General features: G+C 44.5%; 18 protein-coding genes. 9 read left to right on the forward strand and 9 right to left on the reverse strand.

Annotated features, from left to right (window positions below):
* Positions 1-51 precede the first annotated feature (51 nt).
* The 6 genes from FK220_RS07250 (at position 52) to FK220_RS07275 (ending at position 6035) form a co-directional block, all read left to right on the forward strand.
* Positions 52-1518, forward strand: a complete 1467-nt coding sequence (locus tag FK220_RS07250) for a lipopolysaccharide biosynthesis protein (protein ID WP_152573577.1) — start codon at positions 52-54, stop codon at positions 1516-1518.
* 101 nt (positions 1519-1619) lie between these two features.
* Positions 1620-2054 carry a dUTP diphosphatase gene (gene dut / locus FK220_RS07255; protein ID WP_152573578.1) on the forward strand — a complete coding sequence of 145 codons (435 nt, stop codon included), beginning with the start codon at positions 1620-1622 and terminating at the stop codon, positions 2052-2054.
* 158 nt (positions 2055-2212) lie between these two features.
* On the forward strand, positions 2213-3154 hold the full coding sequence (locus FK220_RS07260; protein ID WP_152573579.1) for a tetratricopeptide repeat protein: 942 nt from the start codon (positions 2213-2215) through the stop codon (positions 3152-3154).
* Between the two features lie 4 nt (positions 3155-3158).
* Complete coding sequence (locus tag FK220_RS07265) at positions 3159-3956, forward strand: DUF4292 domain-containing protein (protein WP_152573580.1); 798 nt, start codon at positions 3159-3161, stop codon at positions 3954-3956.
* Entirely contained in the window at positions 3946-5178 is a 1233-nt protein-coding gene (locus FK220_RS07270; RefSeq protein ID WP_152573581.1) for a murein hydrolase activator EnvC family protein, read from the forward strand. Before FK220_RS07265 ends, FK220_RS07270 begins: the two co-directional genes overlap by 11 nt.
* Positions 5179-5198: 20 nt before the next feature.
* Positions 5199-6035, forward strand: a complete 837-nt coding sequence (locus tag FK220_RS07275; RefSeq protein WP_152573582.1) for an aldo/keto reductase — start codon at positions 5199-5201, stop codon at positions 6033-6035.
* Here the strand turns inward: FK220_RS07275 and FK220_RS07280 are convergent.
* Both FK220_RS07280 and FK220_RS07285 read right to left on the reverse strand, forming a co-directional pair.
* Positions 6032-6547 (reverse strand): acyl-CoA thioesterase, encoded by a 516-nt coding sequence (locus tag FK220_RS07280; protein ID WP_152573583.1) that lies wholly within the window; start codon positions 6545-6547, stop codon positions 6032-6034. The genes FK220_RS07275 and FK220_RS07280 overlap by 4 nt on opposite strands.
* Positions 6548-6606: 59 nt before the next feature.
* A complete protein-coding gene (locus FK220_RS07285) occupies positions 6607-7569 on the reverse strand; it encodes an HU domain-containing protein (RefSeq protein WP_152573584.1) in 963 nt (320 codons plus the stop codon).
* 105 nt (positions 7570-7674) lie between these two features.
* On the opposite strand from FK220_RS07285, the gene dprA reads away from it, so the two are divergent.
* Positions 7675-8778 carry a DNA-processing protein DprA gene (gene dprA, locus FK220_RS07290; protein WP_152573585.1) on the forward strand — a complete coding sequence of 368 codons (1104 nt, stop codon included), beginning with the start codon at positions 7675-7677 and terminating at the stop codon, positions 8776-8778.
* A gap of 48 nt (positions 8779-8826) precedes the next feature.
* A complete protein-coding gene (locus FK220_RS20185; RefSeq protein WP_262887892.1) occupies positions 8827-8952 on the forward strand; it encodes a hypothetical protein in 126 nt (41 codons plus the stop codon).
* Positions 8953-8999: 47 nt separating this feature from the next.
* On the opposite strand, the gene trpS is transcribed toward FK220_RS20185, so the two are convergent.
* Positions 9000-9968, reverse strand: coding sequence for a tryptophan--tRNA ligase (gene trpS / locus FK220_RS07295; protein ID WP_152573586.1), 969 nt, complete (start codon positions 9966-9968; stop codon positions 9000-9002).
* Positions 9969-10078: 110 nt separating this feature from the next.
* Between trpS and FK220_RS07300 the strand changes: the two genes are divergently transcribed.
* Positions 10079-10837, forward strand: coding sequence for a lysophospholipid acyltransferase family protein (locus FK220_RS07300; protein WP_152573587.1), 759 nt, complete (start codon positions 10079-10081; stop codon positions 10835-10837).
* Positions 10838-10867: 30 nt separating this feature from the next.
* Here the strand turns inward: FK220_RS07300 and FK220_RS07305 are convergent, their stop codons facing one another.
* From FK220_RS07305 to recA, 6 genes are all read right to left on the reverse strand, one after another.
* A complete protein-coding gene (locus tag FK220_RS07305) occupies positions 10868-12193 on the reverse strand; it encodes a Gfo/Idh/MocA family protein (protein ID WP_152573588.1) in 1326 nt (441 codons plus the stop codon).
* A gap of 15 nt (positions 12194-12208) precedes the next feature.
* Positions 12209-12934, reverse strand: a complete 726-nt coding sequence (locus FK220_RS07310; protein ID WP_238718925.1) for a 3-keto-disaccharide hydrolase — start codon at positions 12932-12934, stop codon at positions 12209-12211.
* Positions 12935-13131: 197 nt separating this feature from the next.
* Positions 13132-14748: an outer membrane beta-barrel protein gene (locus FK220_RS07315; protein WP_152573590.1), complete on the reverse strand. Its 1617-nt coding sequence runs from the start codon at positions 14746-14748 to the stop codon at positions 13132-13134.
* A 55-nt stretch (positions 14749-14803) separates the two neighbouring features.
* Entirely contained in the window at positions 14804-15367 is a 564-nt protein-coding gene (locus tag FK220_RS07320; protein WP_152573591.1) for an RNA polymerase sigma factor, read from the reverse strand.
* Between the two features lie 25 nt (positions 15368-15392).
* Positions 15393-15806 (reverse strand): hypothetical protein, encoded by a 414-nt coding sequence (locus tag FK220_RS07325; protein WP_152573592.1) that lies wholly within the window; start codon positions 15804-15806, stop codon positions 15393-15395.
* A gap of 226 nt (positions 15807-16032) precedes the next feature.
* Complete coding sequence (recA, locus tag FK220_RS07330; RefSeq protein ID WP_152573593.1) at positions 16033-17037, reverse strand: recombinase RecA; 1005 nt, start codon at positions 17035-17037, stop codon at positions 16033-16035.
* Positions 17038-17308: the final 271 nt, after the last annotated feature.

The following is a 17308-nucleotide window of genomic DNA, read 5'->3' on the forward strand; positions in this document are numbered from 1 at the left end:
TTTGTTACACGACCATAAATAGGTACTTTTAGGGCCAAATCAACAACGCTATTGAATCCGCTCAGAAAACTCTTTAAGCAGACCGCCATCTATGGAGTGGCGACGGTGTTGCCACGGATGCTTTCCTTTATTTTGGTTCCGCTATATACTGCTGTCATGGCACCGGGTCTTTATGGTAGGGTTACTATTATTTTTGCTTGGTTCGCCATTTTCAATGTATTTCTGGCGTATGGCATGGAGACGGCTTTTTTCAGATTCTATAGCAGGGCCGAAAATAAAAACGCCGTAGTTTCCACATCCCTCATATCTATTTTGGCGACCACCATTGGTTTTACGCTTCTAGCACTGCTATTTCAAAACAGCTTCGCCAATGCTTTGGATATCGAAGTCAACTACATGCGATATGTAATTTTTATATTGGCGTTGGATGCCTTGGTCATTATTCCTTTCGCATGGTTACGCGCCAATGAAAAACCGATGAGGTATGCGGCTGTAAAAATCAGTAATGTTGCTATTAACCTAGGATTGAATGTATTTTTCCTTTTGGTATTGCCCAAAATTGCAAGTGGCGAGCCTACCGGATTTTTCGCATGGTTATACCGGCCTAATTTTGAAATCTCGTACATCTTCATCTCCATGTTAGTGGCCAGTGGCGTAACCTTGCTATTAATGTTGAAACTGTATGTAAAGACCACTTATGTTTTTGACTCCGATTTATGGAAACGGATGATGCGCTACGCCTGGCCTGTTTTGGTTGCCGGGGTCGCCTTTACGATCAATGAGGTTTTTGACCGCATTTTGCTGGAAAATTTACTTCCACCCGATATTGCGGAGAGTGAAGTGGGAAAATATTCGGCATGCTATAAGCTTGGGGTGTTCATGACCCTTTTTGCGACTGCCTTCCGCATGGGCATCGAACCTTTCTTTTTTAATCATGCAGACACGGAGAACCCCCAAAAGGCCTACGCCCAGATAACCAATTACTTTGTGGTGTTGGGCAGTATTATTCTGTTGGCCGTTGTTGTTTTTGCCGATATGTTAAAAGTGCTTTTTGTACGCGATGAAGCATATTGGGACGCCATGAAGATTGTACCTCTCATTCTTTTGGCCAGTTTCTTTTTGGGAATCTACCATAATCTTTCTGTCTGGTATAAGGTCACCGACAAAACTCGCTATGGCGCGTTTATATCGGTAATCGGAGCAATTATAACAATCGGTATAAATTTTATCTTTATTCCTCTCATCGGGTATATGGCCTCGGCAATCGCCACCGTACTGGCCTATGGTACCATGATGGTGCTTTCTTACTATTTGGGGAAATCGCACTACCCGGTGCCGTATAATTTTCGGAAGATTATTTTTTATCTTTCTCTTTCCATTTTATTCTCTGCCTTGTCTTTTTATGTGTTCAATCGCAATCTGATTGTGGGCATCGTTTTGTTGACGCTATTTCTAGGCTTGGTCTATAAACTGGAAAATGATAAATTAAGAAGGATATTTTTAAAAAAGAGCGGTTAGCCGCATCAACCATGGGGCGGGACATTCGTACAATACCAATGTTTTATTCTGATTCTAACAGTGCAGCGGTCCTTACTCCCAGCAAATAATAATTAATAAGGATGAACATCAAAATAATCAACAAATCGCACCATACCCTGCCCCATTACGAAACCGGGGCTTCGGCAGGAATGGATCTTCGCGCCAATATTTCGGATCCCGTTACGTTACAACCTTTAGGGAGGGCTATCATTACAACCGGAATTTTTATAGAGCTTCCAGTAGGTGTTGAAGCACAGGTAAGGCCTAGAAGTGGGCTGGCGGCAAAAAAGGGAATTACGGTATTGAATGCCCCTGGTACCATCGATGCCGATTATCGGGGCGAGATTGGTGTGATTCTTGTGAACCTTTCCAATGAATCCTTTACTATAGAAAACGGCGAACGCATCGCCCAATTGGTCATCGCAAAACACGAGCGTGCCGAATGGGTTGAAGTTCAGGAATTGTCCGTAACTTCAAGAGGTGAAGGAGGTTTTGGAAGTACAGGAGTCAAGTGAGATTAAAAGGGTTTGAAAAGAATCTCCTCTAAAGTGCATATGCCCAAGAAGTGAAGCACGAACGAAATGGGTATACAGGTACCGAATAGTCTCTGACAAAGACAAAGGAGGCGACGAAAACATGGAGGGGTATTTATGGAAACTCAGAAGGGTTATTTATGAAAAGTACATTGTCTGTTCTTAGTATCTTTTTAGGATTATTTCTAATCCACAATCCAACCCTGGCCCAGGAAACCGAGCCTGAAATCGATGTTGAGGAGAGTGCCGAAGTCTTTCTAGAGGAGTACTCCGATGCTTTTCAGGAAAGTTTTTTTGAGGCCTTGAAACAAAAGGGCATCGAAAATTATGACAAGGCGATCAATCTTTTATTGGAATGCAAACGGCTGGATTCGGGGAATCGGGTCGTCGACCATGAACTTGCCAAGGTGTATTTGGAGGATAAACAATACCCCCTGGCGGAAGACTATGCATTGACGGCGCTCAATTCCGAGCCCGAGAACCGATGGTATCTGGATACGTTGGTAGAAATCGCCCAAAAACAGGGAAGTTCGCTCGACGAGCTGAGTTCGAAAGTACCCTACGCCAATAGCAAACTCAAGGAAAACTTGGCGTTGATATACTACAAGCGGGCGAATTATAACGACGCGCTCAAAGTGTTGAAGCAAATCAAGGAATCGAGCTTTTCGGAAGAGTTGTCATCCAAAATCAACGACTCTATCGAGAAACTAGAGACCAAAAGCAAGTCTGTTAGCTTTTCTGCCACTGTAAACAACAATGGCACGAACGATGCGGAACAGTATAAGATGCGAATTAAGGGCCTACTATCGACCAATAGCCTGCCCTTATTGTTGCAGCTCTCCAATGAGGCCTTGGAGACCTATCCTTCGCAACCTTATTTTTACTACGCCAACGGCTACGCCTTGAATAGGAATGCCAAACATCGGGAGGCCGTAGAGGTACTCGAAACCTCCTTGGACTATTTGGTTGGCGATATTTCATTGGCCAATAAGATTTACAAAGAACTATCCGATGCATATAATGCCCTTAATAATTCTGTGAAGGCAAATATGTATCTTCGTAAGATAAAACCTGGTTTTTAGTACAATGGGCGAATATTTTAGAGGAGTACAACGAGGGTTGGTGATCGGGATGGTTATACTGTTCCTTACCTCATGCAAAACTACCAAGGTAGCTTCGGGAGGCGAAATCGATGATAGATTAACCGCGAAAGCCATCATTCGCGAACATTATCAAAACCACCTGCAATTCAAGACCATCAGTGGGAAGTTGAAAATCGAATACTCTGATGGGGAATCTACCCAAAGCATTCCATTGAGCCTGCGAATGGAGAAAGACAAGGCCATCTGGATCAGTGCCCCCTTGGGTATAGTGAAAGCCTATATCACCCCGGGAAGGGTATCGTTCTATAATAAACTCCAAAACGAGTACTTCGATGGGGATTTCAGTTATCTAAGTAATCTACTCGGAACAGAACTCGATTTTGAACAGGTGCAAAACCTCTTGCTTGGACAGGCCATTCTTGATTTAAAAGACGGAAAATATGACGCCGAGGTAGCGGATGATACGTATCAATTAAAGCCAAAAAAAGTAGCGGAGCTTTTTAAGATATTGTTTCAAATAGAGCCCAATAATTTCAAGATTGCGACGCAACAGCTATCCCAACCCCTAAAAAAAAGGTTGTTACAAATCAATTACAAAAACTACCAAAAAATCGATAAGTGGATTCTTCCTAATGAGATAGCGATAGCCGCCATCGATGGGGACATACGCAATACCATCGATATCGAATATCGGAACATTCAGTTCGATCAAGCCTTGAATTTTCCCTATAAAATTCCTAAAGGCTTCAAAGAGATTGTTTTGAGCACGAATGACCTGTAAACGATTCCATAGGGTCTGTTTTGTTCTATTGGCAGCTTTTTTGTCGATTGTAACGGCTTATGGGCAGACCGATGAGCAGAAGTCCTTGGAGGCCAAACGGGCCCGGCTTCAGAAAGAAATCAACGACATCAACAGACTGCTCTTTGCAGAAAAAAAACAACGAGGAACGGTACTGGACCAAATAGAGGCTTTGGACAAAAAGCTTACCGTACGCCAAGAACTCATCAAGGTGACCAACCAACAATCCAACCTGCTCAGCCGAAAGATCAATGCCAATGTGCGAAATATCTCCAAGTTAAAGAATGAACTTGTAACCTTAAAGGAAGAGTACGCCGCCATTATTCGTCAATCGTATCAAAACCGCTCACAACAAAGCCGTTTGATGTTCCTTTTATCCTCGGAAAACTTTTTTCAGGCCTTTAAAAGGCTGCAATACATGAAGCAGTATACCGATTATAGGAGGGAACAAGGCGAACAGATTGTCGCTAAGACCGATGAACTTACCCAACTGAACAAAGATTTGATAGATCAGCGTAAGGAAAAAGAGCAACTCATTGCCGAAAACAAAAAGGCTAGGGCTCAAATGATGCGGGAAATGAAATCCCAAAAAGAACTGTTGGTAAGCATCCGAAAGAACGAAAGCAATTATGCTGCCGCGATGGATGAGAAGAAAAGGGAAGCCAGAAAAATCGATCAGCAAATAGAAAAATTGATTCGCAGTGCCATCACTGCCTCCAATAAAAGGGCGGGAACCAAATCTAGTGCGGTCAATAAATTTGTTTTGACCCCTGAAGCTACCATCGTGGCCAATAACTTTTCCGCGAACAAAGGCAGGTTGATATGGCCCGTGGATAAAGGAATAAAAAGTCAGGGTTTTGGAGTGTATAAAGACGCAGTGTACCCCGGAATCAAACATGAAAGCAATGGAGTAATTATCGCGACCGATGAAGGGGCCAAGGCCCGTGCCATTTTTAAGGGGGAGGTCATCGCTATACTTTCAGTACCTGGCGGAAACAAGGGTGTACAGGTAAAGCATGGAAACTATATCAGTACCTATTACAATCTGTCCGAACTGTACGTTAAAAAAGGGGATATGGTGGAGGCCAAGACTGAATTGGGTGAAATATATACCAACCGGTCCAATGGGCAGACCCGCTTGAAGTTCTATCTTTACGAGGATACGAACAAATTGAATCCGGAAGAGTGGGTGTATCAATTATAGCAACGTTAAACAAATAGCCAATGAAAACGATTACCGACATCCAAGGAACCTTCAGCTTGCACAACGGTGTTGAGATGCCCTATTTTGGTTTGGGTACGTACCAATCCGATAACGATCAGGAAGTGGTCAATGCCGTGAAATACGCATTGGAGGCTGGTTACCGTCATATCGATACAGCCTCGATTTATAAAAATGAAGAGGGAGTAGGGCAAGGAATAAAGGAAAGTTCTATCCCAAGGCAAGACCTGTTTATAGTCAGTAAGGTGTGGAATAGTGATCAGGGGTATGATACAACCTTACAGTCCTATGAGGATAGCCTAAAACGGCTCGATTTGGAGAATTTGGATTTGTTTCTGGTGCATTGGCCGGTAGCGGGAAAATATAAGGATACCTGGCGTGCTTTGGAGCAACTTTACAAAGAAAAACGGGTACGCGCAATCGGGGTGAGCAATTTTATGCAACATCATTTGGAAGACTTGATGACAGCTGCCGAAATCGTGCCGATGGTGAACCAAATGGAGTTCCATCCTTATGTAGTACAACAGGACTTGATCGATTTTTGCAATAAAAATATCATTCAGTATGAGGCTTGGTCGCCTTTTATGCAGGGGAAAATATTTGGTTTGGAGGAATTTAAGAAACTGGCTGAAAAATACCATAAGTCGATTGCACAGGTCACACTGCGATGGAATCTTCAAAAAGGGGTGATCACTATCCCGAAGTCTTCTAAAAGAGAACGGATCAACTCCAATGCCGATATTTTTGATTTTGAATTGTCAGACGAGGATGTGGCCTATCTTGACAGCTTGGATCGCGGCGAGCGCATCGGGCCCGATCCCGATAATTTCGATTTTTAGGGAGCGAGGAACAACGCTTTCAATTCAGTGGCTTCCGAAGGTTTCATTTTTCCTGCCAATACCAAACTCAGTTGTTTTCTCCGGAGAGCGGCTGCAAAACGTTCCTTTTCAAGGTCGGTTTCCGGTTGTAAGGGAGGCACTTCGGTGGGTACCCCGGTTTCGTCCACAGCAACGAAGGTATAAATCGCTTCGTTGGCCTTCGAACGTTCCCCGGTGAACCGATCTTCCATCCAAACATCGAGAAATACTTCCATAGAAGTTCTGAAAGCCCTTGAAACCTTTGCCTCTACCGTAACAACACTTCCCAAGGGAACGGCTCTATTGAAGGCTACATGGTTCACTGAAGCAGTGACCGTAATACGACGGCTATGTCTTCTTGCAGCGATACTGGCCGCTCTGTCCATTCGGGCCAATAACTCACCTCCAAACAGATTATTCAGGGGGTTGGTCTCGCTCGGGAGCACCATATCGGTCATTAACGTACGGGATTCATTGGGCGTTTTTGGTTCCATGCATTAGATTTTCCGCAAAGGTATGGCTTAAAAAGAGGATGCTAAAAGGGAAAGTACGCTTATTTTACCGACTTTAACCAGGCGTCGGGCGATTGGGTGATTTTAATTTTCCGCAAAGCGGCCAAGGCCTCGTCGGCATCGGTATAGCTGTCATAGGTTACTATATGCAAGCCAGATTCGTTGGTGCCCAAATACGATGGGTTAAAACCACCTCTTTTTAACAGACGGATTTTTTTATTCGCATTTTTCCTAAAACGAAAAGCCCCAGCAATCACGTGATGTATTTTTCTGGAGCTGTCAAATGCCCTTTCTTTTTTGGTAGTTTCCAACGTAAGGGTGGGTAGTTCCATGGGTACCGCATCAAAGAAAGTCGCTTCCTGTATCTGTTTGGTAACATGCTCTTGAGCTGCTTCCCGCGCCAGTTGCTGGTTGTCTAGACCTTGTTGGTATGCGCGATACGCGGTGAATCCTGTGGATAGCGCCAATAAAAAGATGGCAGCGTACTTCAAATAGGGGCGGAAAGAGGTTTCCCTTCGTTTTTCGGGAGTCACCATAAATGGGATCTGTTCTTCCATCGCCATTACTTCCTTCCTCAAAACTTCCCTCGTCACCGGAGGGGACTTGAAAGGGGCTAATCCAAACGAAGAGGTGAGGAAGTTGACCTGCTCCGAAGGTTGGAATTGGGTCTTACCGTCTTCATTTAGCCATAATTCACCGATATTTGGGAATACCAACCGATCTCCGGACCGCAGTTGTTTTTTCCATATCGCAATCGCTTCCGTGACCTGTTGTAACATCGATTCGTAGTCGGTTTTTTCGGCCTCCGCCATATAGGAAACCAACAATCCGTCATTGGAGGTCAATTGGCTGTTAAAGGAGAGGGTTTTGGTCGGAGGATAGAGGGTGTGCGATGCCTTATGGAGCACGGCTGATTGCCTTTGGGTCAGAAACGCACCAAAACCGGGTATCACCACACAGTTATACCGATACAACAGTTCATATAGATAGTGTTCTACTCCCATCGAGGCAAATATGGAAAAAAATGAATCGATTTAAAACCCCCTTTCTTTACTTTTTATTAACATAATTATTTGTGTATTTTGTGGATAACTTATCCCATTTTTTAAATGACTACAAATGAATTGGTTGCGGTTTTAAGGCTCCAGAGCATTCCCAATATCGGAGATGTTACCGCCAAAAAACTGATTTCCCACACTGGCAGTCCAACAGCGATCTTTACTGATAAGCTGCAGCACCTTCAAAAAATAGATGGGATTGGAAGCATTACCTTAAAAGGTTTACGAAATAGCGAATATTTGAGGGCAGCGGAAGCTGAATATCGATACATTCGGGAAAATGACATCGATTTCACCTATTTTACAGATGCCGATTATCCCAAATACCTCAAGCATTGTATCGATAGCCCCATGCTGCTTTTTAAGAGGGGAAATATAGCATTGTCGGATAGAAAAATCATCAGTATCGTAGGTACACGAAATATCACTAGTTACGGTAATGCCCTTTGTGAACAGCTTCTGGCCGATTTGGCGCCACTCGATCCAATTATAGTCAGTGGTTTTGCCTATGGTGTGGATATCTGTGCACAAAAAGCAGCCATCAAACACGGTTTACAGACCATTGGTTGTTTGGCACATGGGCTCAACCAAATTTATCCGAAAGTACATGGGAAATACGTTGAAGAGGTTGAACATAATGGAGGTTTTATAACCGAGTTCTGGAGTACCAGCAATCCAGACCGGGAGAACTTTCTAAAGCGGAATCGAATCATTGCCGGGATGGCGGAAGCGACTGTCGTAATCGAATCGGCGGAAAAAGGCGGCAGTTTGGTCACCGCCGATATAGCCAACAGCTACAACCGTGAGGTGTTCGCCTTTCCTGGTCGCGCACAGGACAAATACAGCACAGGGTGCAATAATCTTATCAAAAGACAAAAGGCCCATATGATTACCTCCGCGGCTGACCTGATTTATATGTTGGGCTGGCAACTGGAATCACCGGAGGAGAAACCGGTACAGAAGCAATTGTTCGTTGAACTGGACGCTACGGAGCAATCGATCTATGCGTATCTACAAAAGGATGGGAAGCAACAGCTGGATAGTATTGCCTTGGAATGCCAACTACCCGTTTTCAAGGTCTCCTCTACCTTGTTGAATATGGAAATGAAAGGAGTCATCCGGCCGTTACCCGGAAAATTGTTCGAAGCGATTTAAAAAACATTGGTTTGAAAACGTTTCAAGGAAGCTTTCCCACAAAAAGGAATGGAAGCCACCACTCAATTACCGACCGAGCGGTCTGTAAATACGTCTATCTGCCGTGATTCCCTACAGATAGTGCTTTTCGTCGTCGAAGCACAGCTTAAAATCGAACGTCTGGCAGATTGGTAAGAGACCACCAATTCGAAAAACCGACCAAGTGGTCTGTATACCAAAAATCAGTAGCCGAGCTTATTTCTTACTCTTTCCAACACCCCATCGGCCACTTTTTTGGCTTTTTCAGCTCCCAATTCCAATGCTGCGTCTACCTCGTTGAGGTTGTTCATATAGTAATCGAATTGTTCCCTAGCGGCTCCAAACTTTTCCAAAATGACTTCAAAAAGTGCCTGTTTGGCGTGACCATAACCATAGTTTCCCGCCAAATAATTGGCGCTCATTTCTTCGATTTGTTCTTGGGATGCCAAGATTTTAAAAAGGGCAAAGATGTTGTCGTTGGACGGATCCTTTGGCTCTTCCATAGGGGTACTATCAGTTTTAATACCCATAATTTGTTTTCGTAGCTGTTTGTCGGGTTGAAACAGGTTGATCAGGTTGCCCTTGCTTTTGCTCATTTTCTCCCCGTCGGTACCTGGAACATACATGGTTTCCTGTTGTACCTTGGCTTCGGGAAGCACAAAGGTCTCCCCCAGTTGCGCATGAAAACGCGAAGCGACATCCCGGGTCATCTCCAAATGCTGCAATTGGTCTTTTCCCACAGGGACTAAATTGGCATCGTATAACAAAATATCGGCCGCCATGAGCATGGGATAGGTGAAGAGGCCGGCATTGACATCTTCCAAACGGTCGGCCTTGTCTTTAAAAGAATGGGCAAGGGTCAGCCGCTGGTAAGGGAAAAAGCAACTGAGATACCAAGCCAATTCGGTCACTTGTGGAACATCGCTTTGACGATAGAAAACGGTTTTTTCGATATCCAAGCCGAATGCCAGCCAAGTGGCGGCCGTAGCGTAGGTGTTGTGACGTAGTTCTTCCCCATTTTTGATTTGGGTTAGCGAATGCATATCGGCGATGAAAAGAAAAGATTCGTTTTTGGGATCGCTCGCCATTCGAATGGCAGGAACGATCGCCCCCAAGATATTTCCAAGATGTGGTACACCTGTACTTTGAATGCCTGTTAAGATTCTTGCCATACCTACTATTTTAAAGAAAGCAAATGTATGACAAATCGTAAAGAATTCATGAGTCCTTGACGTACCATGACAACAAGTGGCCATTGATTTAATTCCCTATTTTTGGCCCCATGCTTCGTTTCGTTAAAAATATCGGTCATATATTATATCGTATCTGGTTCTATGTTCTAGTGGCTTTGCCCATTTTGGCGTTATTTCCATTGCTGTTACTGTTTACAGTTTCGGAAAGAACCTACGCCCAATTTTTCTGGATGGCCCGAAATATCTGGGCGAACGTTATTTTATACGGAATGGGCTGTCCGCCTAAAATCAAACGGGAACAGCGGTTGGAAAAAGGAAAAAGCTACATGCTGGTGGCGAACCATACGAGCATGCTCGATATCATGTTAATGTTGCGCGCCAGCAAGAATCCGTTTGTGTTTGTAGGCAAAAAAGAGCTGGTAAATATACCGGTATTCGGATTTTTTTATAAAAGGGTCTGTATCATGGTCGACCGGGACGATACCCGTAGCAGAACAGGGGTTTATCGGCGTGCCCAACGTCGATTGAACCAAGGCCTGAGCATTTGTATCTTTCCGGAAGGAGGAGTGCCCGACGAATCGATCTTACTTGATGAATTCAAGGATGGCGCCTTTAAGATGGCGATCGCACATAACATACCGGTGGTACCGATGACTTTCTTTGATGGAAAGAAGCGGTTCTCTTTCACATTTTTGAGCGGTGGCCCTGGTGTGCTTCGCGCAAAAGTACATGAGTTTTTTGAGACGGGCATTCTATCGGAAGAAGACAAGGCAACGCTTCGGGAAGAGGTACGGGAGGTAATTCTGAAAGAACTGCTTGCCGCAAATGGCAAGAAGTTGCTGGCTTAGTCAATAGCTTTTCCCTCTGATAGCGTATCCTTAAAACGTTCGGTATTCTGAATCCAAATATTGATTGGCCTCTTCTTCCGCGAACTGGGAAGTAGCGCTATCCCAATGTAAGGTTTGGCCTGGGAAACGCCCTGCAATGACCCCCAATAAAATGGTTTCGGTGAGTCTCGAGGCATATGGGAATGGCGCGCTACACTCCCCTTTCCCCAAACAGGCATCCACAAATTGGTGGTAATGTTTTTTGCCCTCGGACCCATAATCCCGGACCGGAGCCCCAAGGTTAAAAGACTCGATATCCATTTCTTGATATTCGTTGTCTACAATCAACTGGGGTAATTTCATGAAGTGGGGCAGATATAACCGCCCTTTTTCACCAATGAACATGGCCCCTTGGTCATGTAGTTTCTCCCCGTTGGGCAAGTGTAGGTCTTCCCGCTGCTGGGAAGCCCCATCGCCATCGTACCAGATCCATTTCAAGGTTTCCGTGGTGTATTTGGTTCCGGGAAATTCATAGATAACCGTATTCTGTTCGGGATATGCAAAACCATTGGGTTTCCTGCAATAGTTGGTTATCGTTTTTGGCACGTCCAATTCAAGGGCATTGTAAGGAGTGTCAAAAATGTGTACGCCCATATCGCCCAAGGTGCCACATCCATAATCGACCAGCTTGCGCCAATTGCCCGGATGGTAGATATCTTTTTTATAGGGTCGTTCAGCGGATGTGCCTAACCACAGATTCCAGTCCAAGGTCTCGGGAATGGGATCGTTTCCTTCAGGAGCCGGACCGTCATAGCCCCAGTTCTTGGGAGACCAGGCGCGTACCGTATGCACCTTTCCAACAATACCGGATTGAATGAGTAAGGTGGCCAGCTTGTAATCGTAAAAGGAATGTACCTGAATACCCATTTGGGTCACCAGATTCTTTTCCTCCGCCAATTTTCGCATTGCCCGGGCTTCGGTCACATGATGTGTCAAGGGTTTTTGGCAATAGACCGGCTTGTTCATCTTCATCGCCAACATGGAAGCCGGCGCATGGGTATGGTCAGGGGTAGAAACGATAACGGCATCAACGTCGTCTGCAATCTCTTCAAAAAGCTTCCGGTAGTCCGAGTAGGTTTTGGCGTTTGGATGCAGTTTTTTGGCAGCCGCCAAATTGTTGGCATCCACATCGCAAAGTGCAACGACCTCGACCAGCTCATGTGATGAAATAGCCTTTAGGTCTTCCGCACCCATATTCCCTACACCTATGTGGGCGGTGCGAAGGCGTTTGTCTTTGGTAAGGGCCCAAACTCCTGACGGCATCAGTGCAAAGGAGGATAGGGCGACAGTACTTTTCAAAAATTCCCTTTTGTTCATAATCGTATGCTTGGGTTATAGGCGTTTGATCTTGATGTTTTTAAACCATAGTGGACTGTCGTGATCTTGTAATCCGATATAGCCTGACTTAAATGTACCATATTTTGGGAAATCCTTCCACTTTCCCTTGGCTTTTCTTTGTTGCCAGTCTTCGGACCAGGGAACAAACGATAGGATTTTTTTCCCGTTAAGCCAGTGTTCCACCAATTGAGGGGTAAATCGAATCCGGGAAGTATTCCATTCCCCAGCTGGTTTCACATTTTTTATGGCGCTATCGGGAGCGTACATGGCATAGTCAGCTCCTGTTTTTTGCCATTTCTCAAGGGTCGCATTGTTAATTTTTTCCCAGCCTAAATCATCAAGGAGCTGGTATTCGGGAGCTACTTCAGGGGGGGAATCGAACCCCTCCTTCAAATGATATAGAATACCACTGTTACCACCTTGGGGAAGTTTCCATTCGAGATACAGTTCAAAGTTTTCGAATTCCTCTGCACCGTAAATGATGTCCTTGCCGCCCTTGTGCTCGGCCTCTGTTCTTTTTTCGATGTCAAAGGTGAGGGCGCCATCCTTGATGACCCATTCTGGAGGAAGTGACTCCCCATTATAGGCTCGCCAGCCTTCGGTGCTTGTTCCATCGAAAAGATAGGTCCATTCCCCGGTTTCGGGTACACCCTCCACCTCGGGGAAGCCCGTAGTTTTTTTGAAATCCGTTTTACAGGATAACAATCCGACTACTAGCAAGAAGCATGTGAAGTGTTTTTCTGCGATATACATCTTTTTGAACTATTGTTTGTGCGTGGTTAGGTTACAATGTACTAAAAAAGATGGTTTGTTTTTTCAAATAAAAAAAGCCCCAACAAACTGTCGGGGCTAAAAGGGGTCGTTGCGCTCCACAACGACCAACCTAACCAACTTCGTGAGAGCCTATTCTATTCTTTCTAAAACCTAAAACTCAATCCGCTGTACACTCCAACGGTAAATGGTTGGAAGGTACCATCGACATTGGAAAAGGTATTCAACTGGTACTTAAATACGGGTTCGATGTTCAGTTTTACTTTCGGAGTGAAATTATAATCGAATCCAAAACCGATATTAGTGCTAAAATTAAGATTATTTACATTATTGGCCTCTCCCATTTCCAACGTCTGGTTCCCAGAGTTGAGCGTTACCGAATTGTCTATCAGGAACAGTGAACTTACTCCCCCGATAAGGTTCACTCCGAATTTTCTATCCACCAGGGCATAATTGAGTTCCAAAGGAACTTCCAGATAGCCAAACTGTTGTGACATGGTACCGTCCCTTGAGGGAAGTGATGCATTGACATCCAATACCTGCGCTGGCATGTCATTCACACTTTGAACGGTTTCCCCGGCTTTACTCTGCACTACCAAACTTCGTGAGTTCAATGAATAGTTGATATTATCAATTTGTCCATTATTGAAGCCCTCCAAGGAGGAGGTGAATTCGACATCATCGGTACCATAACCATAATCTACCCTATGGATTCCCGAACGTACGCTAAGCCTGTCATTGATTTCATAAGCAACGGAAAGGCCGTAGCTCAAATTCGTCTCTCCAGATTTGGAATTCGGCACAAAAATGGAATGTACCGGTGACCCTTCCCCGAAAGCGCTATAATATACGGGTGCGATACTAGCCCCGGCGGACCATCGGCTTTCCGAACGCTCTACAACTGCCGCTTCTTCCTGATCGCCGATTTCATCGAAAATCGATTTCTTTTTCTTTTCCGGGACTGATTGCTCGTCGCCCTTTTCATCGATTTGGGCAATGGCTTCCCCTGATTTCTTGACTTGAGAATTCTCCAATCCCCTATTTTTCTCATTTTCGGAATCGGTCACCACTGTTTCGGGTGGTTTCTGTTCGTTTTGGACCACCGCCTCCCGACTCGTAGTTTCAAACCTTTTCTTCTCGGCTTTCCCACTATTTTCAGGATCGGCGGTGACGGCGACGCCTATGTTTGTCTTCTTGGTTATACTATCGAAATTAATTCGTGATTTTGAAGTTTTTTCCTCATCCTTTGGTGCCGAAGTAAGCTGTGACTTCCTTTCCTTGATGCCAGGCGTTTCCCCGCCCTTATTATTTGTAGAAGCTTCAGACATGTTGTTCTTGGGTGTCGGTTTTTTTTCCGTGGCCGTAAGAATAGCTTCCTTTGGCACTCCTTCTTCATTCATCTTGTTGTTTTGAACAGCTTCTTTGTCGGTATCCACGAAAGCATCTTTCTTGGCATCCGTGGAATTCCTGAAGGGGGCTTCGGCATCATCGACAGGATTCACCGTTTCTTTTTTATTTTGCTCTACATCGGTAACCGTAGAATTTTGATTTTCGCTACCGTCGAAAAAAGGATTGATTAGCCAAAAGGCAATCAATAGCCCTGCGGCTATTCCGGCGAATTTCCACCAAAATGGCGGCACCCGCCTGGATTTGTCCTTTTTGTCCAAAGCTGCTTCCAATCGCTGCCACACTTTTTCGTCGGGTAGCTGGTTGAAGTCCTGAAACTTCTCTTGGAATAGTTCGTCTAGTTTCTTTTTGCCCATCTTAGTAATGGTTTATTCGGTTTTTTGATTTTCTTTTCTAGCTCAATTTTTTCTGTTAGGGGTGGTCCATTAAGAAAAAGAGTACCCCTATAATGGCCTTATCTTTGTTGGCCTGTATTTTCTCTTTCAACAACATTCTGGCCCGCGCCAAATTGGATTTCGAAGTGCCTACCGAGGTGCCTAGTTGTTCCCCTATTTCCTTGTGGGTATATCCATCCATCACGTACATATTGAAAGTGAGGCGGTATTTGTTAGGCAGCTCTTGAATATATCGAAGTAGGGTCTGTAAGCTAATATCGGTATAGCTCGATGGCACTTCGACTTCTTCCTCCATATTTTCCGATACTACGTTTAAGTGTTCTTGTTTTCTATATTTCTGCAACACGGTATTCACGGTAATTCTTTTCATCCAACCTTCAAAAGATCCTTTGGAACTATATTGATGGATCTTATCGAAAATCGTCATAAAACTGTCATGTAAATTATCTTCGGCCTCCGTTTTGTTACGCGAATACTTAAGGCAGATACTGAACAATATACCGGCGTATTTTCGGTACAATTGCTCCTGCGCCTTTCTGTTACCTTGCTTGCAGTTATATACGAGCTCTTCTAAACTCAAAATTGTTGGTTAGATTTCTTATCGGTTAGTTTACGGGAACTTCGATTTCGAGGTATTGTGGTTCGCCGTTCTCATCTTGTCCCTGCCAAAAACGGAACAAATAGTCCTGATCGTGCAAGACTACAAAATTAAATGTGGCCTCTACCTCTTCGGCTTTTTCCGCACATTCCCGATTGGTAATCACCGAACCTACGACTATAACGTTCCGGATGGTCGTATCTTCCTGAACGACATCGAAGCCTTCGAAGAAGGTACAATCATCCGGACGAAAATAAGTAACAGTGATCTGATATTGCCCGTTTAAATCAAAAGACTCGGGTAGTTCCGCAGCAACAACTTCCAAAGCCGCGAAGTGAAAATTAACACCGTCATCGTCGTTGCAACCGTAGAATCCCAGGGATAGTATTATGGTTCCTAAAATGAAAACAAAGCGTCTCATACTTTTAAACTTATTCCGTTGTTAAACCCGATTGGTCATCCTCGTATAGACTTCCACCATAACCAAGGTGTTATTAATTTGCTGGAATACATATCCAACTCCTTAAATTTAGATACCAAAGGAGTAGAAGGGTTGCGTTCTGGATCTTAAAGTTAGTCCAAAAGTAGGTACTTGTAATACAAGCCGGAAAGAAAAGGTTTTAAGCCAGTGTTTTTGGGGTGAGTGGCTATTTGAGTGTATTAATGGCTTCCCGTATTTTGGTTTCGAGCTCCTCGAACAGTTCGGGGTTGTCCAAGAGCAGGGCTTTAACCGCATCGCGGCCTTGACCAAGTTTGGTGTCGCCATAGCTGAACCAGGAACCGCTTTTTTTAATGATTTCGTATTGTACGCCCAAATCGATGATCTCCCCTACTTTAGAAACACCTTCTCCGTACATGATGTCGAACTCAGTGGTTCTAAAAGGAGGCGCCACCTTGTTTTTGACCACCTTCACACGTGTTTTATTTCCCTGTACGTTACCGTCAGTATCCTTTATTTGGGTAGATCTGCGAATATCGAGGCGAACGGAGGCATAGAATTTTAGCGCATTTCCCCCGGTGGTTGTTTCTGGATTCCCGAACATGACCCCTATTTTTTCCCGGAGCTGGTTGATGAAAATAACGGTACAATGTGTTTTGCTAATGGAAGCGGTTAATTTTCGAAGGGCTTGTGACATCAATCTGGCATGTAGCCCCATTTTGGAGTCCCCCATCTCACCTTCTATTTCACTTTTTGGCGTTAAGGCGGCCACAGAATCGATCACCACGATGTCTATGGCACCGGAGCGAATCAGATTATCCGCAATTTCCAATGCCTGTTCCCCATTGTCGGGTTGAGAGATGATGAGGTTGTCGATATCGACGCCTAATTTCTCCGCATAAAAACGATCGAAGGCATGCTCGGCATCTATGAATGCGGCGATACCACCGTTTTTTTGAGCCTCTGCAATAGCGTGGAGCGTCAAGGTGGTTTTACCTGAAGACTCAGGGCCATAAATTTCGATTACCCTTCCGCGCGGATAGCCTCCAACACCGAGTGCAATGTCGAGTCCTAGCGAACCTGACGGGATTACGTCGACATCTTCGACCACACTATCCCCCATTTTCATAACGGCACCCTTTCCATAGGTCTTGTCCAGTTTGTCAAGGGTAAGCTTTAGCGCTTTTAATTTTGCTTCTTTCTCGGAACTCATTCTTGCTCATTTTAGGGTCGCTAAATTAGTGTTTCTTTTTGCATAATTCAAATAATAAAGGTCCCGCCAAGAAAGTGACGCAACCTTTTCATCCAAGATGTATCTACTTTCCAGAAAGTAAGTAGAAATACCTCTAAATAACCATTGTTTCAAAAGCAATGGGCAGTAGTGGCCATTTTCAATCCAAGCTCTTCAAAATTGCTATGAAGAAGAAAATCGAAGTGGCCCGTGAAGGACCTTGATGAACGTCAAGGTCCTTTTTTGTTTTATT

Source organism: Pelagihabitans pacificus (genome assembly GCF_009371985.2).
Taxonomy (GTDB): domain Bacteria; phylum Bacteroidota; class Bacteroidia; order Flavobacteriales; family Flavobacteriaceae; genus Pelagihabitans; species Pelagihabitans pacificus.